This window comes from Nostoc sp., assembly GCF_041747015.1.
Classification (GTDB): domain Bacteria; phylum Cyanobacteriota; class Cyanobacteriia; order Cyanobacteriales; family Nostocaceae; genus Nostoc.
Map to the genome: position 1 here is coordinate 1 of NZ_JBGTFY010000220.1, position 20,917 is coordinate 20,917.

Genomic DNA, 20,917 nt, shown 5'->3' on the forward strand with positions numbered 1-20,917 from the left:
AAAACCTCAGTAATCATTTCTCGTAAATAATCATTTTTTGTTTGACCATCATGTTTGTTATAAATGCGATAATTTACAGGTACAGACTTACCTGATAAATCCGTGTAATACAAGGTGATTAGCTGAATCCCTTTAACTGTAAATTATCCGTCTTTTCAGTCCCCTGCTGACTAGCGATCGCCTATTCTTTTCCGATTTCCCATAGTGCATTTATTGTCTTTCTTGTCAATGCGTAAGTTCTGAAGTTGAGCGAGCGCAAATCGCAGTCACGGATGTAGAGACGAGAAAAATCATACCCAGTAAAATCGATATCCAATTGACCTAGCAAATTTAGCAGATTACCGCCACCATAGCCAAAGGTATCGACAGTTTCATTTTGCAGCTTGTTAATCAGTCTGCCAAGTTTTTGTTCTAGCTGACGAGATGAGCCAAGGGTTATTTGCAATTGATTTAAGATAGGCTGAACGATCAGGCAAATTTGACTGTCGCGGATGTAATCTTTTGCCTGCGCCTGCATCAGGGCATGGGTTAGCAGGTATCGCGGCGATTCTGTGATGATTTCTTGGCAGATTTGCTCAACTAAGCAGTCTGTCACATATTCCATGACGACGGGTTGCTGAGTGAATCCGGCAGTGTTGCTTTCAATCAAGCTGCGACAGCATAAAGACTCTAGCACCTCGATTAACTTAGGTTTAGGCAGTGCTGGTGCGAGATATGTTTGCAATTCTGCTGGAGAAACTGCTTCTCGGTTAATCGCCAGCCAGTACATTACTTGCTGCTCCGAGGTGGAGAGTCGTTGAAATTGTTGCTCTAAGAGGTTTCCAATGCCATTGAAAACCGTTGTACCTTCAGCAAAAAAGCGGGCAATGTTGCCCTGATACAAATCCCGAACTGAGGTTGCGGCAATTTTCAACGCTAGAGGATTACCACGGTAACACTCAACCAGTTGGCGGGTTTCGTCTTCATTACCTGATAGCCCTTTGAGTGCCAGAATTGTTTGTCCTGCTCTGACTTCTAAGCCTGATAGAGTAAGGGTACGAACCGGCAAACCATCACCTTCCAAGGCAGCGATTTCGGCAGGTTTTTCCCGGCTGGTGAGCATGATACAGCTTTGATGACTAGTTTCTCCCGATCGCCACAAAAGTTCGCCATAGGATTCATAGCCCTCACGGTAACAACCTGTATGTTTGCCATGCTGCAACAGAGTGTCAAAATTATCCAGAATCAGCAAGCAGCGAGATTTACGAAGGTACTCGATTAAACAACTGATTTGCTCGTGAGGGTCTGGGGGCAATGTAATAACTTGTTGACAAGAAAGAATTTTGATGCATTCCGTCAGCTTTTCATTGAATAAAGGTGCGTGTCGGAGCGATCGCCAAATAACATACTCAAATTCTGTTTGCAATTGCTCTGCTAACTTTACCGAGAGTGCGGTTTTACCCATACCACCCATACCGAGTAATGCGACTAGACGAGTGCGTTGTTTACCGCCGCAGGCATCGCGCACAATCCATTGGCTCAAGGTTTCTAATTCAGTTGTACGTCCATAGAAGAGGGAAACGTCGATCGCCTCTCCCCAGTCCGCATGGGAAATTGAGGAGGCGTTTATGCCATTTTGCTGTTGTGTGGTTCGCTTCAGAACTCCATGCAGATTATTCTTGGTAACTTTTTCATCTAAAGCTTGAGAGAGCGATCGCCATAGTTGCGAGCCAACGTCTTTGATGTGACCGGGGTCGTAAGTGACTTCTCGTGCCATTTCTAAGTAAGTTTTTCCTTCCCAGGTGTAGCGAAAGACAATCTCTTGCGCTCTTGTTAAGCGTCCTCGTTGCAATAATCGCTCAACTAGTGCGATCGCTTCTTCAACCGTCATTTATTTTTACACGTAGAAAAACCAAGTTAACTACGATATTCGCACCATAAGCTTGATCTTTTTCATAAAGTTTACGTAAATCTACCAAAAAGACCCGACTTTTTCCCGACCTTTTCCGACCGACAAACTTTATACCTAGCAGTAGAGTATTTATGTGACACAGTTGTAGTACAGAAATCTGCCCAACGATTGAACACAGGTAAAGTGTTTATCCAAATACTGAAAAATTTCGAGTGCGATAAATTTTTCATCTAGTTGAACCATAGCAGTTGTGAGCGACGATGCTGATTCGTTCGCTGGTTTTTTCTGACTAATGGTTTGAAATTGGGATGCGATGCCTACGGTGGGCTGGGCCTACGCACTCAAGTTATCGGGGTTTGGAAGAGGTGCGATCGCCTTCTAAGCGAATCTAGAACGACTTGCAAATACTGAGTTTAATCTGACGAAAATCATCAAAATAATTAGTGGACTAGAGTTATGGCTGACTTCAATATCGAATTAGCAGAAACAAATTTAGGTGTTATTAAAGATGTTTTTAATACCCTTAAAATACCTTTAGGAAAGGAAAAATCTGACAAGATAATCAAGGCTATAAATAATGCTAATGATAAGCTTACAGTTGGGTTAAAAAATCAGGAAATCAAGGAGATATTACAAGAACTTGATTTGGGCATTGATGGTGTTCAAGGAAACAATATCTCTGACGATCTTTCTAGTTTCAAGTTTGGCGAACAATTAAAAACACAAATTAATGGTAAGTTACCATCAGTTTCTGCAAACCTCAATTTAAACTGGTCGTTAAACTCAAATCAAGGTAGTGCAACTTTAGATAATCTAAAACTGGGTTCATTACTTGGTCAAAACAGTTTTATTGGTGGAGTACTTTCGAATGTAAAGTCAGCTTTAAATCCTCTAAGTGAAATTATTGGTGGATTGACAAAAAACATCCCGTTTCTCACGAACGGTATTCCAGATGGCTTGGGAATGTCTAAATTAACCCTAGACCTAGACAAAGATGAATCTGTTTCTATTCTTGACTTACTTCAGTTCGCAAATAATGCAGCGCAAGAGAACCCAAACCTAAAAGATTACACAATAACGGGGTTAGACACACTCTCTAGTTTTATTAGTGAAGCAAATAAGTTCTCAACTATCGCTGAAAAAGTGAAAAACTTTTCTAGTAATGACATTCCTCTTCTTGGTAGTTTTACCTTCGATAATGATAAAAAACAATTCTTAAGTCCTACTACCTCAACAGCATCGGTATCAAATGATTTATCTATTTTCAAATTGCCTATTTTGGAGACACAAAACGCAGTTAAATTATTCTTTGGTAAATCCGATGTTTCACTATTTGAATATGAGATGCCGAAAGTTTCGCTAATAACATCTCCAGGCTTTGCAGACTTTGTAAAAATTCCTATTGTAGTTCCAGCGCTTAAGGTGACTTTTGGCCCAACGATAGGTGGCTCGATAGCCCTTGGTTTTGGATACGATAGTACAGGATTTTATATCAAAGATGTTAATGGTACTGAAAACCCTGAACTCAAATTCTCTGGCGAATTTCGCGTTGGAGTAGAACTAGGGGATAAAAGTGTTGGAGAAATCCAAGGTGGTGGAAATATTGGTCTGGAAGCCAATTTCTTTATTAAGTCTGAACAAGGGAAAGCACGGGACTTCGACTTTACCACAAGTGGGTCTGCATATGCTTATTTAGATGCCTCAGCAAGGATCGATGCACTGGGTGCAGGAACTGCGTATTTGGAAGCTCAATTGAAAGCAACGAAAGCAGTAAGTGATTATTTCAGTAAAATCACGAAAGATGCGGGTGTTTTAGGAGATGGGTTTAAAATTGTTGATAAAGCTGTTGGCAAAGTCGTATCATTCTTTCAGGAAAATAAACCAAAAGCTCCTTCGGCTGTACTATTTAAGGTTGAAACTGAACGCTTGCAGTTATGGCAGTTTGGTGGCTCAAATAATAGCGGTGGTGGTGAACCTACACAGCCGATTTTAGCGACGCTTTCGGGAGATGTTTTATTCCTAAATATTGGAACTCGTGCTGGAGAGCGCAAAGTAGGAAACATTACTGATGGTAGCGAAACTTTTAAAGTCAGACAAACTGACACCCAACTTTTAGTTTCTGCGTTTGGACTTGAACAAATTTACCCAATTTCTGACAAAATCAAAATTGACAAAATCAAAATTATCGCTGATAGCGGTTTGGGTAACGATGTTATCACCATTGATACAACTATCTCAGCAAATTTAAAAGGTGGTAAAGGAAACGACAAACTATATGGCAGTTCGGTTAACGATATTCTTGCTGGAGGCGATAACAACGATATCCTTGAAGGCCGGAATGGCAATGACGTATTGTTCGGAGAAACTGGAGACGATACCCTACGTGGTGAAAATGGTAACGATATTCTTAATGGCGGTACTGGCAAAGATATCCTTGAAGGCGGAAACCAAAACGACGAACTGCTTGGAAATGAAGGTATAGATACCCTACGTGGTGGAAATAATAACGATATTCTTGATGGCGGTGATGATAAAGATATCATGTACGGCGACGCTGGCGAAGACACGCTGTATGGCGGTCAAGGCAACGACGAAATGTACGGTGGTTCTCAGAAAGATTTACTATTTGGAGAAGCCGGAAGCGATACTCTGCGAGGTGGGGACGATTCAGATTTACTTGCTGGTGAAGCTGGTACAGATGTGCTGTATGGCGATGCTGGAGACGATTTCCTTTACGGTGGTACTGAAAACGACACGCTCTATGGTGACGCGAGTGATAGCAAGTTATTTGGAAATGACAAACTCTTTGGTGAAGACGGTAATGATATTCTCTATGGCGAGGCTGGCGATGACGAGCTAGAAGGTGGTGCTGGCATCGACAAACTCTACGGGGGTATAGACAATGACACTCTCAGTGGCGGTGCAGAAAATGATAAAATTTTCGGTGAAGACGGGAATGACCTTCTCAAAGGTGATGCTGGCAATGACAACCTAGAAGGTGGTGCTGGCAGTGACAAACTTTACGGGGGTATAGACAATGACACTCTTAATGGCGGTCAGGGGAATGACACACTCTCCAGTGAAGGCGGGAATGACTTCCTCTATGGCGATGCTGGGGATGATTCCTTAGTAGGTGGTGATGACGTAGACCAACTCTACGGAGGTATAGACAATGACGCTCTCAGTGGCGGTGCGGGGAATGACAAACTCTTCGGTGAAGACGGGAGGGATCTCCTTCTCGGTGATGCTGGCGATGACGAGCTAGTAGGCGGTGCTGACGCTGATACCCTATATGGCGGTTCTGACGCTGACACTCTATACGGCGGTGCTGACGATGATAAGCTGTTAGGTGAAGCTGGCAACGACCTACTGCTGGGAGAAGCAGGTAATGACTTTATTGACGGAGGCACCGAAGTAGATACTGTTAGCTACGACAACTCCCCCAGTGGTGTAGTTGTAAATATTGATGAAGCACAGAACTACCAAAATCCCGGCGGCTCTTTCCATACAACCATAGTTACAACCAGCTTCATACCTACCGACACAGAACCAAACTTTACGATCGCCCCAGGCACAGCTAAAGATGGGTTTGGCACTACAGATACCCTACGAAATCTAGAAAATATCATCGGCTCTGGATTTGATGATGTTTTAATTGGCAACAGCCTAGATAACCGCATCTCCGGCTTAGTCGGGAATGACCTGTTAGTTGGCAATGCTGGCAATGACTCCCTTGACGGAGGCGATCGCATTGATACCGTTAGTTATCGCCGTGATCCTAGCCGAGTCATAGTTAACTTAGAGCAAAACTACGCTACTGACGGCTTTGGTAGCACTGATCGAATCCGTAACGTTGAAAATGTGATCGGCTCTGCCTTCAATGATGAAATCATCGGCGATGCCCAAGCCAATATCATCCACGCTGGAGAAGGCAATGACATTGTTAACGCCAGAAATGGCAACGACATCATTTTTGGCGAAGGTGGTAAAGATACTCTCTTTGGCGAAAACGGTGACGATTTCCTAGTTGGCGGTACAGATGCCGATCGCCTCAATGGTGGAGAAGGCAACGATACAGCTTCCTATTTCACCTCTGCGACGCGTGTATCAGTTAGTCTCACAACGGGTACTGGTTGGGCTGGAGATGCCAAAGGCGATCGCCTGGAAGCAATTGAAAACCTAGAAGGTTCAGAATTTGAGGATTTACTCTTCGGCGACGCTGGAAACAATATCATCAGCGGCTTGGGTGGCAATGACCTAATCTACGGTGAAGCAGGCAACGACTGGCTGGATGGCGGCACAGGAAGCGATCGCCTTTACGGTGGAGACGGCAACGACAAGCTTTATGGTCAAGCCGATGAAGACCTCCTCAAAGGTGAAGCTGGTAATGACCTACTGTTTGGTAACGACAGCAACGACCAACTCTACGGTCAAGATGGCAACGACACCTTAAATGGCGATGCTGGCAATGACTATCTCGAAGGTGGATCTGGACATGACCTCCTTAATGGCGGCGATGGCAACGACCAAATCTACGGTCAAGACGACAAAGATATCCTAAATGGCGGCACAGGTGATGACCTCCTTGATGGCGGTTTGGGCAATGACTGTCTGAATGGCGGAGACGGGGATGACCAACTTTATGGTCAAATTGGTAAAGATTCCGTAAATGGAGGGTTGGGTAATGACCTCCTAGATGGAGGTGATGGTAACGACCTCCTCAATGGTGACGAAGGTAGCGATCGCCTCTACGGTCAAGTTGGTGAAGACACTTTAAATGGCGGGTTGGGCAATGATCTCCTCGACGGGGGTGACAGTAATGACCGACTTTATGGCGACGACGGTAACGATCAACTTTACGGTCAAGCTGGTGATGACAACCTCGAAGGTGGAGCGGGAAATGACGCTCTCTACGGAGGTACTGGTATAGATACCCTTTTAGGGCAAGCGGGTGATGACTACCTCGATGGTGGAACGGGCGATGACTTACTCAATGGTAACGAAGGCAGCGATCGCCTCTACGGTCAACAAGGTGATGACCTACTTAACGGCAACACTGGCGATGGCAACGATCTACTCTCTGGTCAGGAAGGTAACGACATTCTTGATGCAGGCAGTGGCGATGACTACCTAGAAGGTGGGTTAGGTAATGACCAACTCATAGCTGGATTCGGCAACGACCAACTCATCGGCGGCGGCGGCAACGATAGTCTTGATGGTGGCGCTGATAATGACTACCTAGAAGGCGGATTGGGCGATGACCAACTCATCGGCGGCGACGGCGACGACCAACTCTTTGGTCAACAAGGTAACGACACTCTTGCTGGAGGCAGTGGTAATGATAATCTTCAAGGTGGCGACAATGCCGACATTTTGCAAGGGCAGGACGGAGATGATTATCTCTTTGGTAATGACGGCGACGACCATATCTACGGCGGCGCTGGTAACAACTCGTTAGATGGTGGTGCTAGTAACGATGTGCTTTATGCTGATATCGCGCAAGCGCAGGACGGAGATAATTATCTCTTCGGTAATAACGGTGAGGAGCCAATCTACAACAGGGGTGGCAACGACTATCTTACAAGTGGCGGTGACAATATCCTGAATGGTGGAACGGGCGAAGATACATTATACGGCGGTAGCGGTCGTGATATGTTTGTGGTAGCGAGCGAGTCTGGAAGTGACACTATTTTCAACTTTACAGTCGGTAGCGATTATCTGGGATTATTGAATGGTCTGACCTTTGAACAGATCGCAATTACTCAAGGCATTGGCACGAAGACCAGCGATACTCTAATCAGCAAACAAGATGGTGAGCTATTAGCCACACTAATCGGAGTACAAGCCAATACCCTTAGTCTGTGGGATTTCGCAAATCTAGGATAACGATCTAATAGGCGATCGCGTTTTAAAGGTGAGGGCAACTTGAAACGTGAGAGAAAGCGGAGAATTTTCGCTTTCTCACTACCATCGAGACTACTCAAAATTGCCGCAGTACCTTCTTCAGCGATCGCTCTCTCTTGAAGCCAATTTTTTAATGGGCGATGGCACTTTTCATAAAACGATAATTTTCGGCGATGCCTACGGCGGTAAACTACGCACTTTCCAATAACAAGATCATTTTGTGCAGTTATGATAGATTAAATGTTTTGGGACATTTTCTTACGTCGAACTCAGGTTTAAAAAATAAAAAAGGTAGGATTTCCTACCTTTTACCCAAAAAAAGCATTTTGTAACCAAATACCAAATTCAACATCACATAAGTTTTTGACGAATCTATCGCAAAACTATGACGAGTGTATGACGTTTAATTTGTAATTGACTTCGCTATTCCTCCCAATTGCAACCCAGGCGGATAACTACCTTCTTCTTTGATGCGCTTAATTTCAACATCTGTGACTCGCAAATTTAACTTTTGTGCCAACGATCGCACAATATCTCCCCGATCAATTACACCAGCTACAGCACCAGCGCGGGAAAGCACAGTAATTCTAGGTAACTGTTCATTTTCTAGCTTGTTAATCACCTCAGCCAGGAATGTTGATTCAGCAACGGTAGGTATTTCGGTCAAGGGACGCGCAATGCTGTGTACAGTTTGGGTTTCCCATTCACTTCTTTCAATTAAACGCAAATCGTCAATGGAAACCAAACCCCGGTAACGTCCATCAGAAGCAGCAAAATAAACCTGTGAGGGGGCGGTTTCTAATAAATATAAATCGGCAAAGGAACGCAATGTCTGGTCAGCATCAACAACCCGAAAATCACGGGTCATCGCCTCAACCGCCATTACATCGAGTAGGCTTTCTTGTAATGTAGTCATGCTGTCATAGCTATTGGCGTTGCGAACAGTAAACCAACCTAACATCGCCATCCACAAACCAATAACTAATTCTTTGGTCAAGAAATCTACAACAAATCCCAAAGCGATCGCACTGTAACCCAAAATTTGCCCTGCCTTTGCAGCCCAGTGTACGGCTTGAAAGCGATTACCTGTTACTTGCCATAGTGCTGCTTTTAACACTTGTCCCCCATCTAAAGGTAAGCCGGGAATCAGGTTAAATAAAGCTACCACCAAGTTAATTCTCGCTAAATCTCCAACCATGACACTGAGTGGACTAGTAGCTGGTATCACAGTAGCTCCCAGACGTAGCAGTAAAAATAGGACGATACTCACCAAAGGCCCAGCGATCGCTACTTGAAAGGCTTTCAAAGGAGTTTTAGATTCTTCTTCAATAGCAGCAATCCCACCAAACAGAAATAGGGTAATTGAATTAACTTTAATGCCTTGCGATCGGGCTACTAAGCTATGACCCAACTCATGTAACAAAACTGAAGCAAATAGCAGCAGTGCCATAACTATTCCAGCACTCCAAGCTGTAACAGTCCCCCATTCTTGATAAGCTACTCCAAAGTTTAGGGTTGCCAACCCTAAAATTACAAACCACAACGGGTCTAAAAACAGGGGAATTCCAAATAAAGACCCAATTTTCCAATTTGTTTGCATTACATTGTCCTAAAACTAGATATCGCCAGTAGTTCCTATACTGGAATATTTGCGTATATACTTATACTTCTGAGCATCAATTCGGTAGTACCGAGTTACGAAATGCTCTTATTTCTAGAATAGACAATTAATGCCTGTAAACAAACTTCTGGAGTGGGAAACAGGGAGAGAAATCTACTTCCTCATCCCCTCATTCCCCTCATCTTGAGTTTTTGAAAAAATAAAATTTATAGAACTTAACCCTGACAAAATCTGCTCATCAACAATTTACTTAAAAGCATCGACGACTTTATGGGCTATGGCTTTGCCAACTATTTCACCACCAGTAGCATCAAAGTTCCAATGCACACCCAGATAAATGCGACTGATCTTATTTTCTTCGATGGCTTGTCGAAGCGTAAAAGTTACTTCATATCGCGGACGGACAGCACCAGTATTATCTGTTGTCTTGCCATTAAACTCATCAGAAACAAAGTTGACAAAAATTTCTTCAGGTGTCTTGCAAAGAAGAGCGGCAGCAACCTCAAAACAAGCTGAACCGAAAGTAGCATGTCCTGATGGATAGGCTGGGAAGTTTGGCGTGAAATTGTCTACAGGCTTAGTAATAGGATTACTCTTGGGCGCACCCAATGGGAGCCAAAAAGGATCGCCTTTTTTACCACGAAGAATATTTCCGTCTCCCTTAGCAGGAAGGGCATTTCCATCGCTATCCTGATCAGATGAGGGACCCCAACCCGCTTCTGCCTCACGAATGGCTACAACAGGTCGCCAGAAGTCATAAGCATATTTCCAGTGCCATGCTGCAATTCCAGCGTCAGCCATCGCCACATTAATTGCAGTTAATAGTTTGATCTTGCCGGAATTAGGAAGTGCTTTAAATTCTGGAATTTCAAGTACAACCTGATTGTAAAGACGTGGTGGAGTTCCAAGCAGGTTAGCGCCATCGTAACCCCAAAAAATACCAATTACAGCCTTACGGCGAAAATCGTCATTGCGCTGAGTAATGTCACTTTTGCCACATTCAATTACCTCATCAAAAGCAACGGCATATTCCTCACTATCTAAATCTGGCTGTTTACATAGGGGTGCATCAGTGACTACATTACAAAGCACAAAGGGTTTAACTAATCCCCATGTACGACCAAGAGTCATTTGGTTAGGGTTGACAGGATCGGGGCGGTGGCGACCAGGCTCAGGACTATAGTTACTATCTAGATCTGGCAAGTCTGAATTATCATTCTTACGAGCATTCAACCAAGCCACTGCAACTTGCTTGCCATAGTTCAGTGCTCCAGAGTCAACACCAACGTTAAGCTGTGCAGTTTCAGTGGATATAAATTGAACGAAGTCGGGATAAAGCTGCTGTGCCGCATAGATACCAGCACTCACTAGTGCGGCATTACCCGTTGCTTCGTCATTGCTCATTCCTTTAGGTGGATGCGGTAGGGTTTCAAGTTGCGGATTAAGCTTCCCCGTAACTTTTGCGTAAGCATCGTGGGCTGCCAGATGAATAATCGCTAAAGCGCGAGAGGTCTTAGTTGGTCCAGCATTATTTGGTTTACGGTCGCCACTAAAATCTTTGGCAACAAGTTTTAAGGCTAAATCATTAATGTTGAGGATAGTCATTTGGTAAATTTTCCAGCAAATTAGAATTTGGAAATCTCTGTTCTATTAACCTCTCCATTCTTGAACTATGAAGTTACGCTAAACAACACAAAAGTTAATCTGTAATTTTGATTACCAGAAAATAACCTCCAATTAGGCGTAATATCCAGAATCTTTCCAAATATCGCTCCTAAGAAATTTACCCTCATTTATCCGCCATAAGTTACCCCATTTTGAGGGTAAAGTAGGTCTTGTAAATCTTCTGGTGTTCCTGCTGGTATTGTTTTAGGATTTATAACATTGATAAGTTAATGGTTCTTTCTCCTGCATAAATTAACTTATTGAGTCCCACAAAGGGAATTAATCCTCTCTCTAAAGCCACGTAAATGGTTGCTGATGGAGTAGTTGAATCCTCTATCGAAGGTAAGGTTAATCCCTCCCTCTTCAGATAGAGTGACTCCACGAAAGCTGAAGGGCTAATGCTCAAAAGTTATCTTGCTGGAGAAAGAACCAGAATCGTTTTTGAGAGTTTTGTATTTATTGCGGCGCTATAATTAACGCCGATGCGATCGCAAAACTACAGACGACCAATGTTAGTCAGTCCTAAAACGATGCCAATGCCAACAATATGACCAAAAGCCATCGCAGCAACGAATGTTGGAATACTAATCGGCAGAATAGGGAACTTGGGGCCAACTAGGGGTTTTTCGATCCTAGTACTTAGTAAAACCATTACTAAACTGCTGACGCTAATGATGATCGCTACTGTGGGATTCCACGCAGGGGTTGCGGGAACAGATGCAGCGGCTGCTAGTAAAATAGATGAAGTCAAGCTTTTGTCTCCTAAATGAAAAAGTTGATCTAGACCTACAAGATTATAAAATTACAAGGCCCAAAAGTTTTTTAGATAGTTTAGACTTTTTTGATAATTATTTTAAATTTGTCAGATTTTCATGCGCGTTAAAATTTGCGGCATCACTCAACCAGAGCAGTCTATAGCGATCGCCTCTCTAGGCGCAACTGCACTAGGATTTATTTGTGTACCAAACTCACCTCGCTACGTGACTACGTCCCAAATTCGGGCAGCAGTAGCAGAACTCCCGGCAAATATTGACAAAATTGGTGTTTTTGCCAACACTAGCATCGCCGAAATCAGCCAAATAGTTGCTGACTCTGGGTTAAATAGTGTCCAGTTACACGGGGATGAATCACCAGATTTTTGCTACCAGTTACGTCAAGCTTTACGCAATGTTGAAATTATTAGAGCGCTTAGAATTTGCAGTCTTGAGCATCTTGACACTGCGACTGATTACATCAAATACGTAGATACTTTACTACTTGATGCTTACCATCCACAACAACTGGGTGGTACAGGCAAAACTTTAGATTGGAAGATGCTAGAGCAATTTAGCCCCAATTGTCCTTGGTTTTTAGCTGGAGGGCTAACAGCAGATAATATTGTGGAAGCTCTGAGTCAGGTTAATCCTAGCGGCATTGATTTATCTAGTGGTGTAGAACGTGCACCTGGAGATAAGGATTTAGATAAAGTAGCCAAGTTGTTTGAGAAATTAGGGAGTAGATGAGGGACAAGGGGACAGAGGGGAGATTGTAGTAAGTATTTCCCCAATGCCCCATGCCCCATGCCCCATGCCCAAATCCTAAAAGAACGCTGTTTGGTGGCGAATTAAATTAAAGAATTCTTCGCGGGTTTTGTGTTCTTCTTGAAACACACCAACCATAGCGCTGGTGACAGTCCAAGAACCTGGTTTCTGGACTCCTCGCATTACCATGCACATGTGGCTAGCTTCCATGACAACGGCAACGCCTTGAGGTTCCAAAATGGTTTGAACTGCTTCGGCAATTTGGCGGGTTAGCCTTTCCTGTACTTGCAAGCGGCGGGAATACATCTCGACAATCCGGGCTAGTTTACTCAGTCCAACAACTTTTTGGTTAGGGATATAAGCAACGTGCGCTTTACCCATAAATGGCAACATATGGTGTTCGCACAGACTAAAGAAATTAATATCTCTAACTAATACCATCTCACTATGCCCTTCATTAAAAATGGCATCGTTAACGAGTTCTTCAAGAGATTGATTGTAGCCACTGGTAAGGAACCGCATTGCCTCAGCCACCCGCTTGGGTGTCTTGAGAAGTCCTTCGCGTTCGGGATCTTCTCCGACACCCAATATTAGTGTCCGCACGGCATCCTGCATACCCTCTAACTGTTCCTCTTTTGGCGGTGACAAATCCACTTGTCGCCCATTGAGAGTGTTGCGATCGGGTCTAGGATTTATGGCTTCTGCTAAGTCGGGAATCAGAGGCGATTGAGACCAATTGGAACCGTTGGAACTAGCTATAGTCATGATTCAGTCTTGGTTATGGTTTGGTCATTAGTCATTAGTCATTAGTCATTAGTCATTAGTCATTAGTCACTTGTACTGAGCTTTGCCGTTGGCGAAGCCTCTCGTAGAGAAGTATTGGTCATTGGTAAAAAACAAAGGACAAACGACTTTTGACAAATGACAAAAAATAAATTAAAGTGTGCCAGCGCTGGGCATCAGGATCAATTCATCAATGACTGCCTGTTGTGGTAGCAGAACTGTGTGGAGAATTGACTGAGCTACAATTTCCGGGGTTAACATTTTTGAGCGATCTAAGTTGGCATGGACTGTCTCTGTGTCCCAAAGTTCGGTATTGACTGCGCCAGGACAGATAACAGTGACTCGAATGCCGTGGGTACGTTCTTCTTGTGCCAGAGTTTGAGAGAGAGCAATCAAACCAGCCTTGCTGACGCTGTATGCTCCCCAGTTGGGAAACGGTTGCTTGGCGGCAATGGAAGCAACGTTGACAATAGTGCCTGTACCCCGCTCGCGCATTGCAGGCAAAATCCCCACAATGCACTGAAACACGCTGGTAAGATTCAAGTTAATTACCTGCTGCCAGTCTTCTAAGGGAGTCTCGCTCAAAGTAGCTGTATATGCCATGCCAGCACTGTTTACCAGAATATCTATCTCACCAAAGTCAAGGGCGATCGCTTGGATATTTTCTTGTACTTGGGAGATCCGCGCTAAATCTACAGCGTAAGCTTTTGCTTCTACTCCAGTATGCTGTAGAGCCTCTCTTACAGCCTCTAACCTATCTAAGGAACGACTGACTAAGGCAACATCTATTCCCGCCTTCGCAAAGGCTAAAGCCGTTGCTTTTCCAATTCCACTACTTGCCCCAGTAATCAGGGCGCGTCGTTTTTGCTCAACACTCATGGTGTCTCCCAATTTTTTGGCAGTTCCCAAAGCTTAATTAATACCCAATTATTCACATTTCTCGGTTTGGATAGATTAAGGGAATCTAAAAATCTGATGATTTTATCAAGCTCCTGCTATTGTGCAGTGCAATAGTTGATTTGTTGTAGGTTTTCCCAGTCAAGACAACAATTCATCGCCTGGAAAATCACGCCTTGCACTCAAAGTAGATTTCTAAATAATGCAAAAAGCTGTAGATTTGCCAAATATGCAAATACCTATGGCAATAAGATTGTTAAAAATCTTTAAGCACATAGGCAATTATAACATTGCGATTCGGCTAATAAACAGTAAAGGCAAGGAGGCAGAGAGCAGGAGGAATACAAGCCTGTCTACGACAGGCTTCGCAGTCTGTTATTATACAGTGCTGTTAGTGGGCAACTTCTGTAAAAACACCAATTTTGCGGAATTTTTCATACCGTAGTTGGCGGCGTTCTGGAGAGGTTAAACGATTAAGTTCGTCCAAATTTTCCAACAACACTTGCTTAAGAGTATTAGCGGCTTTTAAAGGATCGGCATGAGCACCACCAGTGGGTTCGGGTAATATTTGGTCAATAATTCCCAACTTTTTCAGGTCATGGGAGATAATTTTTAGAGCAACAGCAGCTTGAGGAGCTTTGGCAGCATCTTTCCACAAAATTGCGGCACAGGCTTCGGGGGTAGCAACGGTATAAACTGAGTGTTCAAACATCAGGAGGCGATCGCCTACACCAATGCCAAGTGCGCCACCAGAACCGCCTTCACCAATAACTGTGCAGATAATTGGCACATCTAGGCAGAACATTTCCCGCAAGTTATAAGCGATCGCCTCTCCTTGACCTTGATGTTCGGCTTCCACCCCAGACCAAGCTCCCGGCGTGTCAATAAAAGTTAGTATCGGCATACTAAACTTGTTGGCGTGTTCCATCAACCGCATCGCCTTGCGGTAGCCGCCAGGGTAAGGCATTCCAAAGTTACGAGCAATATTGTCTTTGGTATCACGACCTTTTTGATGACCCAACATCACCACAGGTTGCCCACTCAGACGACCAACACCACCAACTAAAGCCGGATCATCACCACCACAGCGATCGCCATGTAATTCCATCCATTCATCACTGATTGCTTGAATGTAATCGAGAGTACTGGGGCGACGCGGATGACGAGCGACTTGCAATCGTTGAGACGGTGATAGACCACTGAAAATTTCCTCACGCAGTTGCAGGGCACGTGCTTCTAGTTGCCGAATTTGACCAGAAACATCAACGCCATTTTCTTCTGCTAGTTGCCGAATTTGATCAATTCGGGTTGCGAGTTCTGCTAGAGGCTTTTCAAAATCCAACAGTAGCGGTTTACGTTCGGTAGTTGCCATTGTAGGGGTTATGAATTACGAGTTATAAGTTTTTTTGTCATTAGTCATTTGTCCTTTGTCATTTGCAAATAACGAATGACCAATGACTAATGACCAATGACTAAACTAGCAGTGGTCTAAATCCATGTTTAATTGACACCCGACCAATCTGCTCCATCTTGTCTACGGTAATCTGATTGCGTCCCCACGAAAAGTTCGTGTATAACTTCTCAAATTCCAATAGCATTGATTCGGCAAAACAAGCAAACAACTGGCGTCCTGGCACGTCCATATTGACTATTTTCATAATTTTCCAGTCAATATCTAGGGAATGCTCTACAATTCCACCATTTAATACGTATACACCAGGATGCTGAATTTTTGTCGCTAAGTTTTTCGGATAACCACCATCAATCAGCAGACAGGGTTGTTTCAAAACGGTGGGTTCAATTTCCACACCTTTGGGCATACTGGCAACCCAAACTACAACATCAGCTTGGGGCAGTGCTTCGCTCAAAGCCATAATTTTTCCTCGTCCCAGTTCGGCTTGCAATTCTTTGAGACGTTCTTGATCGCGGGCTATCAACAGGAGTTCTTTGACATCTGTTTTTGCATCTAGCCAGCGTGTGACGGCACTGCCAATATCACCAGTTGCCCCACATATAGCAACAGTAGCTTTTGACAGATCAATTCCCAGTTGTTTTGATGCTTCTTCTACCTGCTTACAAATAATGTAGGCAGTATGTGTATTTCCTGTGGTGAAGCGTTCAAACTCTAGTTTGATGTTGCGGACTTGGCTAAATTGCTCCAACTTAAAGTTTTCAAAAATAATCGAAGAAAATCCGCCTAAAGCCGTAATATTAATGCCATGCTTCTGTGCATGAGCCATAGCGTTGAGGACTTTGCGTGTTGCCGCTTTGATGCGGCGAGCCGCTAGCATCTCTGGCAAAAAGCAAGATTCTACATACCGTCCTTCAATTTTTTGCCCAGTGATACTGGTAACAATAATGGTATCGACAATTTGCGGCGGAGCGCTGCACCAAAAGTCTAGCCCCTGATCGGCATATTCTGGGTATCCCAATTCTTGAGCTACCGCTTGAGCGTGTTCTAAACTAGTCAGATGTCCAATTAGACCAAACATGTAGTGATTATTAAGCTTATGCTGTCTTGAGCGCGGGGAACATGAAGTTATTCAGCAGTCCTGAGTCCTGAGTTCTGAAGTTCTGAATTTAAATTTGAACTATTCAGCAACGCCAGTTTCTTCTCCCAAGGGGAGACGCTGCACGTAGCTTGCTTCCCCGCAGGGGTACAAGTCGGCAGAGCCGCCCAAAGCACTGGCTCCTCAGTACTCGTTACTCAGCAATTTTTTAAGCAGCTATAAGTCCGTAGGCTGACAAGCGCATAATATCGCGGGTTGTGAAGCCGATATTACTCAATGCTTCACCGTACTGAATCATAAAGTCTTCTACTAAAGCATCCTTTTCCATTGCCATTGTGTGAGCATCATCTGCTACTTGGTTCAGCATTCTCCAGACGAGGGGCAGGTTTTGGCGATTTGCTTGCTCTAGTTCAGCTTTAGATTCTGTAAAGTGTTCTTTCAACCAAACTTCCCCAAAGTTGAGGTGGCTATATTCTTCTTTTACTACTCCCTCCGTTATTTTACGGGCAAAATCGTCGGCGACAGGGATGTAAATGTTATATGCTGCGATCGCAAAACATTCAATAATCAAAGATTGAATCAATAGGCAAGTAACAACTTTACTTTCGGCCGCCGCTGTTTGGAAATTTTGGTGTAGTCCAGAGAAAAACTCCTTGGCAAATTGCAAATCCGGGGTAACATCCAAATTGCGCCCACAAGCTTCAAATCCTTTTTTGTGGCGACTTTCCATCTTGGATAGGCGAATCAATTCATCTTCAGATTCTGGCAGCAGTTGGGCTAGTGTGATGTAATTCTCATGGGCTTCTTGTTCGCCTTCAATCACGATCGCATTAATCCGGCTATAAGCATCTTTATATGTTTCGCTCTTGAAATCTAATTCTTTAGATTGGTCTGCTAGCTGCTGCATGGTATGTTTACTCCTGTAAAACTGAATTATTTGATACCAGGATTAAATTTACCCTATGAACAGAGGGTATTAATCATTGTGCTTTAATTTAACTTAACTTAACAAGTAACTATGTTTATAAATTAACTGTTGCTAGGGGCGATGCTCTAGTACTAACGAAACAAATGTTTTGCAGATCAAGTTATGTCTAAACCAAACCCTAATCTGAAATCTGGCGATTTTTTGAGCCTAGTAGTCTTACTGTTAGGGGCATTTATCGTTTTATTACCGCTTTTTGTAGTCTTTCTCACCTCCTTTGCACCGGTGTCCGCCAACCCAGAAAATTTGTCTAAAAGTAACTGGTCTTTAGCCAATTATGGCGTTGCATGGCAGCAGGGAAAATTTTTGCTGGCGTTTGCTAATTCTACCTTGGTAGCGATCGCTGTAACGGCGTTTCAGATTGTCACTTCCGCTTTGGCTGGTTACGCCCTCGCACGGCTGAAGTTTCGAGGACGGCAAACACTGCTATTGGTTGTCTTAGCAACCTTGGTGATTCCCTTTCAGTTATTGGTGATTCCCATCTTTTTAGTTTTGAAGTGGGGACATCTGATTAATACATACTGGGCGCTAATCTTACCTACTGCTGTCAACGGCTTTGGCATTTTCTTGCTACGTCAGTATTTCCAGACAATTCCTGTAGAGTTAGAGGAAGCCGCAGCCATTGACGGGGCGAACCGATTGCAAATTTTGTGGCGGGTAATGTTACCTCTGGCCCGTCCGGCGTTGGTGACGTTGTTTTTGTTCACCTTTATTGGTGAGTGGAATGATTTATTTAAACCTTTGGTATTTACGACACGACCAGAATTAAGGACAGTGCAGCTAGCACTAGCAGAGTTTCAGGAGCAATTTACGAATAATTGGCCTTTGATGATGGCGGCGGTGACAATAGCGACAGTTCCAGTGATGGTATTATTTCTCATTGGGCAGCGCCAGTTTATTCAGGGTATTGCCACGACGGGGATTAAAAATTAATACCGATTCTATCAAACAGGAGTCAGAATTTTCAGGTAGGGGCAATTCAGGAATTGCCCTTACAGCGTGTATTTTTGCGTAAGTCCTATAAAAGTGGGAGCATCTTGCTCCCGTATTGTAGTAGCGGGCAAGATGTCCGCACTACTCCAGGTTTCAAAATGGACAAGGTTTAAGTTGGATTAATAGAAATTAGTCCGAAACTCCAGTTTCATCAACAAACGGAGCGGTTTCATCAACAACGCTATTATTTTGCGCTAAACACTGAGTTCTCTATTATATTAAATACTAAACTGTCAGGATTATACTGTACTACAATACTCCTAAATTCTATTTTGATAAAACATTTATTTATGTACTGTTTTTAAGGAATGCTTAGATGAAATCGCCCTCATTTTCAAGTTTGTAAATTGCCCGATCGCCTTGACCAATTCTTGCTGTTCTGGTTGCAAATTCAATCTTGCTAAGGCTTGATTGATATTATTACCAGCGCGGAGGTTATGACTAAGTTGGGTACGTTGCGATGTGTTTAAGACTGCCTGAATTTCCTTGTTTCTTCTCTGACGTACAGCCTGGAGTTCTTGGCGTTGTAAGGGAGTTAGGTTAATCTTCGATAATGAAGTAGAGTCGCTTGCAGTTTTAGTAGTTTGGGTGAAAATAATCCCAGAGGCAGTATTGAAGTGAACGGGTGCAGCTAAAACAATTCCTGGCGTGAATAGGACAAGAGCAAGAATAGTAGCGAACACAAAAAGCCATTTTGTCAAGTGAATTGCCATATTAAGAAATGCCTACATCTAATTTAATGCTGAGATATAGTTAAGCAATTTTCAAGTTTTATATTTTGAATCTGGAATTTATCTTACCCCCAATCAGACGGTAGCACTAAGATTTTTGTAAGGTGGGCACTGTTTATTTATGCTGAAACCTCGATTTGAATGCTTGTGCTAGTGGCCACCTTACAGTTATTGCTCTTTCAATTATGAATTACGAATTATTATCAGTCCTTCTCATTCTGTCAATTTCTCGTTGTAATTCTTCAATTTGACGGCGCAAATTTTCTGTTTCAGTTGTGGAAGATTCGGATGTAACATTTACTGCTCCAGATGCGGGCGATCGCTGATAATCTCCTCGGCGAATTTGCTGATATTCTTCGGATACTGCCCATTGCCGTAAGTAATGCAAGCGTTCAACAGGGAAGGGATGGCTCAACATCGTACCCTGAGCGCCACTGTACATCAAGAATTTATACACCTGATTCAACCCATCTTCATCCAATGCCTGATAATTTTCTGACTGCTTGATAAACTCTTGTAAACTACATTCATTGGCATATTTGTTACTACCGCCAGAGAGTTTCATCATCGTTGACATCACGGGATTCAAGTCATCCATGACTAGTAGTGCGGCGCGATCTGACGATAACTCAGCTTTCCGCCGCCACTCAAAAAAGGCGTAAATCAAGCCTTGAAAGACAAGATTGCCGATACCAAAGCTCAATTCTCCCAAGGCAGAAGCAGCACTCATCGCCCACATCGCCATTTGAATTAAAATAGTATGACCACATTTAATATGCCCCAGTTCATGGGCTAGCACCGCCCGAATCTCGGCTTCGTCTAGTAAGTCTAGTAGCCCTGTGTTCATGACTATGTAAGGATTATCTTGCCCCAGCGCATAGCTATTTGCTTGGGGATTTTGCGAGACAAACAGTGCAGGTTCTGGGTAAATGTCTAAATCTCGGACACATTCCCGAAATATCTGGTGAATAGTGGAATATTGGCGCGGCCCAACTTGGATGGTGTTACCCATTAGATAGACTAATTGAGGGCGTTCGTAGACAAATTCCACAAATTTACGAGCGATTAAATCAAATCCTGGTAAATTTCGTAAAGCTTGCTCGGCTTGGCGATCTAGTGGATGCCTGAAGGCTTCGCTGGAAATTCCTGTGTAAGTTGGCATAATTTAGGGTATTGGTGATTTGTCATTGGTCATTGGTCATTGGTGAGCCAGTGCGGTCTTGGGGGTTTCCCCCATGAGCAACTGGCGAACCCGAAGGGTCATTAGTTTTGGACTAATGGGGCAATTGGAAGTAAAAGTCACTTTGTATGGAATTAAAAGCGTGTGATTGAGGCAGAAGTTCATTTGTCACTACATAACTTTTTGCGATCGCAAGCGGGGTTCCCTTCCTGGCCCCATCATTTGACGATGGCACGG

General features: G+C 43.6%; 14 protein-coding genes and 2 pseudogenes. 3 read left to right on the forward strand and 13 right to left on the reverse strand.

The features are described from left to right. Positions 1 to 140: pseudogene (locus ACEW80_RS17790) on the reverse strand (IS701 family transposase); the annotation flags it as partial. A gap of 41 nt (positions 141 to 181) precedes the next feature. Further along, complete coding sequence (locus tag ACEW80_RS17795; protein WP_373527867.1) at positions 182 to 1,870, reverse strand: NB-ARC domain-containing protein; 1,689 nt, start codon at positions 1,868 to 1,870, stop codon at positions 182 to 184. A 477-nt stretch (positions 1,871 to 2,347) separates the two neighbouring features. Between ACEW80_RS17795 and ACEW80_RS17800 the strand changes: the two genes are divergently transcribed. Beyond that, positions 2,348 to 7,777, forward strand: coding sequence for a calcium-binding protein (locus ACEW80_RS17800; RefSeq protein WP_373527868.1), 5,430 nt, complete (start codon positions 2,348 to 2,350; stop codon positions 7,775 to 7,777). On the opposite strand, the pseudogene ACEW80_RS17805 reads toward ACEW80_RS17800, so the two are convergent. The 4 genes and pseudogenes from ACEW80_RS17805 to psaK all read right to left on the reverse strand — a co-directional run. Further along, positions 7,777 to 7,929: pseudogene (locus tag ACEW80_RS17805) on the reverse strand (pentapeptide repeat-containing protein); the annotation flags it as partial. The gene ACEW80_RS17800 and the pseudogene ACEW80_RS17805 sit on opposite strands and share 1 nt — an antisense overlap. Positions 7,930 to 8,198: 269 nt before the next feature. Further along, a complete protein-coding gene (locus ACEW80_RS17810) occupies positions 8,199 to 9,395 on the reverse strand; it encodes a site-2 protease family protein (RefSeq protein WP_373527869.1) in 1,197 nt (398 codons plus the stop codon). Positions 9,396 to 9,662: 267 nt separating this feature from the next. Further along, complete coding sequence (locus tag ACEW80_RS17815) at positions 9,663 to 11,021, reverse strand: phosphatase PAP2 family protein (RefSeq protein ID WP_373527870.1); 1,359 nt, start codon at positions 11,019 to 11,021, stop codon at positions 9,663 to 9,665. A gap of 556 nt (positions 11,022 to 11,577) precedes the next feature. Continuing rightward, complete coding sequence (psaK, locus tag ACEW80_RS17820; protein WP_373527871.1) at positions 11,578 to 11,832, reverse strand: photosystem I reaction center subunit PsaK; 255 nt, start codon at positions 11,830 to 11,832, stop codon at positions 11,578 to 11,580. Between the two features lie 121 nt (positions 11,833 to 11,953). Here psaK and ACEW80_RS17825 point away from each other — a divergent pair, with 121 nt between their 5' ends. Beyond that, complete coding sequence (locus ACEW80_RS17825; RefSeq protein WP_373527872.1) at positions 11,954 to 12,583, forward strand: phosphoribosylanthranilate isomerase; 630 nt, start codon at positions 11,954 to 11,956, stop codon at positions 12,581 to 12,583. Between the two features lie 75 nt (positions 12,584 to 12,658). On the opposite strand, the gene folE is transcribed toward ACEW80_RS17825, so the two are convergent. From folE to ACEW80_RS17850, 5 genes are all read right to left on the reverse strand, one after another. Then, positions 12,659 to 13,366, reverse strand: a complete 708-nt coding sequence (gene folE / locus ACEW80_RS17830; RefSeq protein ID WP_373527873.1) for a GTP cyclohydrolase I FolE — start codon at positions 13,364 to 13,366, stop codon at positions 12,659 to 12,661. Between the two features lie 171 nt (positions 13,367 to 13,537). Then, entirely contained in the window at positions 13,538 to 14,263 is a 726-nt protein-coding gene (locus ACEW80_RS17835; protein WP_373527874.1) for an SDR family oxidoreductase, read from the reverse strand. A 409-nt stretch (positions 14,264 to 14,672) separates the two neighbouring features. Next, the gene (locus ACEW80_RS17840; protein ID WP_373527875.1) at positions 14,673 to 15,653 is read right to left on the reverse strand and encodes an acetyl-CoA carboxylase carboxyltransferase subunit alpha; all 981 of its coding nucleotides are present in this window, start codon (positions 15,651 to 15,653) and stop codon (positions 14,673 to 14,675) included. Between the two features lie 100 nt (positions 15,654 to 15,753). Continuing rightward, positions 15,754 to 16,773: a long-chain acyl-[acyl-carrier-protein] reductase gene (locus tag ACEW80_RS17845; protein WP_373527876.1), complete on the reverse strand. Its 1,020-nt coding sequence runs from the start codon at positions 16,771 to 16,773 to the stop codon at positions 15,754 to 15,756. A gap of 226 nt (positions 16,774 to 16,999) precedes the next feature. After that, a complete protein-coding gene (locus ACEW80_RS17850; RefSeq protein WP_373527877.1) occupies positions 17,000 to 17,698 on the reverse strand; it encodes an aldehyde oxygenase (deformylating) in 699 nt (232 codons plus the stop codon). A gap of 183 nt (positions 17,699 to 17,881) precedes the next feature. Here ACEW80_RS17850 and ACEW80_RS17855 point away from each other — a divergent pair, with 183 nt between their 5' ends. Further along, the gene (locus ACEW80_RS17855; RefSeq protein WP_373527878.1) at positions 17,882 to 18,709 is read left to right on the forward strand and encodes a carbohydrate ABC transporter permease; all 828 of its coding nucleotides are present in this window, start codon (positions 17,882 to 17,884) and stop codon (positions 18,707 to 18,709) included. A 344-nt stretch (positions 18,710 to 19,053) separates the two neighbouring features. On the opposite strand, the gene ACEW80_RS17860 is transcribed toward ACEW80_RS17855, so the two are convergent. Together ACEW80_RS17860 and ACEW80_RS17865 are read right to left on the reverse strand one after the other, a co-directional pair. Further along, entirely contained in the window at positions 19,054 to 19,482 is a 429-nt protein-coding gene (locus tag ACEW80_RS17860; RefSeq protein WP_373527879.1) for a hypothetical protein, read from the reverse strand. A 208-nt stretch (positions 19,483 to 19,690) separates the two neighbouring features. After that, positions 19,691 to 20,662: a M48 family metallopeptidase gene (locus ACEW80_RS17865; protein WP_373527880.1), complete on the reverse strand. Its 972-nt coding sequence runs from the start codon at positions 20,660 to 20,662 to the stop codon at positions 19,691 to 19,693. Positions 20,663 to 20,917: the final 255 nt, after the last annotated feature.

Coding starts and splice junctions, on each gene's coding strand:
- ACEW80_RS17815 (WP_373527870.1), bottom strand. CDS start 11,021: ATGACTATCCTCAACATTAATGATTTAGCCTTAAAACTTGTTGCCAAA.
- ACEW80_RS17855 (WP_373527878.1), top strand. CDS start 17,882: ATGTCTAAACCAAACCCTAATCTGAAATCTGGCGATTTTTTGAGCCTA.
- ACEW80_RS17840 (WP_373527875.1), bottom strand. CDS start 15,653: ATGGCAACTACCGAACGTAAACCGCTACTGTTGGATTTTGAAAAGCCT.
- ACEW80_RS17795 (WP_373527867.1), bottom strand. CDS start 1,870: ATGACGGTTGAAGAAGCGATCGCACTAGTTGAGCGATTATTGCAACGA.
- ACEW80_RS17850 (WP_373527877.1), bottom strand. CDS start 17,698: ATGCAGCAGCTAGCAGACCAATCTAAAGAATTAGATTTCAAGAGCGAA.
- folE (WP_373527873.1), bottom strand. CDS start 13,366: ATGACTATAGCTAGTTCCAACGGTTCCAATTGGTCTCAATCGCCTCTG.
- ACEW80_RS17810 (WP_373527869.1), bottom strand. CDS start 9,395: ATGCAAACAAATTGGAAAATTGGGTCTTTATTTGGAATTCCCCTGTTT.
- ACEW80_RS17800 (WP_373527868.1), top strand. CDS start 2,348: ATGGCTGACTTCAATATCGAATTAGCAGAAACAAATTTAGGTGTTATT.
- ACEW80_RS17825 (WP_373527872.1), top strand. CDS start 11,954: ATGCGCGTTAAAATTTGCGGCATCACTCAACCAGAGCAGTCTATAGCG.
- ACEW80_RS17835 (WP_373527874.1), bottom strand. CDS start 14,263: ATGAGTGTTGAGCAAAAACGACGCGCCCTGATTACTGGGGCAAGTAGT.
- ACEW80_RS17845 (WP_373527876.1), bottom strand. CDS start 16,773: ATGTTTGGTCTAATTGGACATCTGACTAGTTTAGAACACGCTCAAGCG.
- ACEW80_RS17860 (WP_373527879.1), bottom strand. CDS start 19,482: ATGGCAATTCACTTGACAAAATGGCTTTTTGTGTTCGCTACTATTCTT.
- ACEW80_RS17865 (WP_373527880.1), bottom strand. CDS start 20,662: ATGCCAACTTACACAGGAATTTCCAGCGAAGCCTTCAGGCATCCACTA.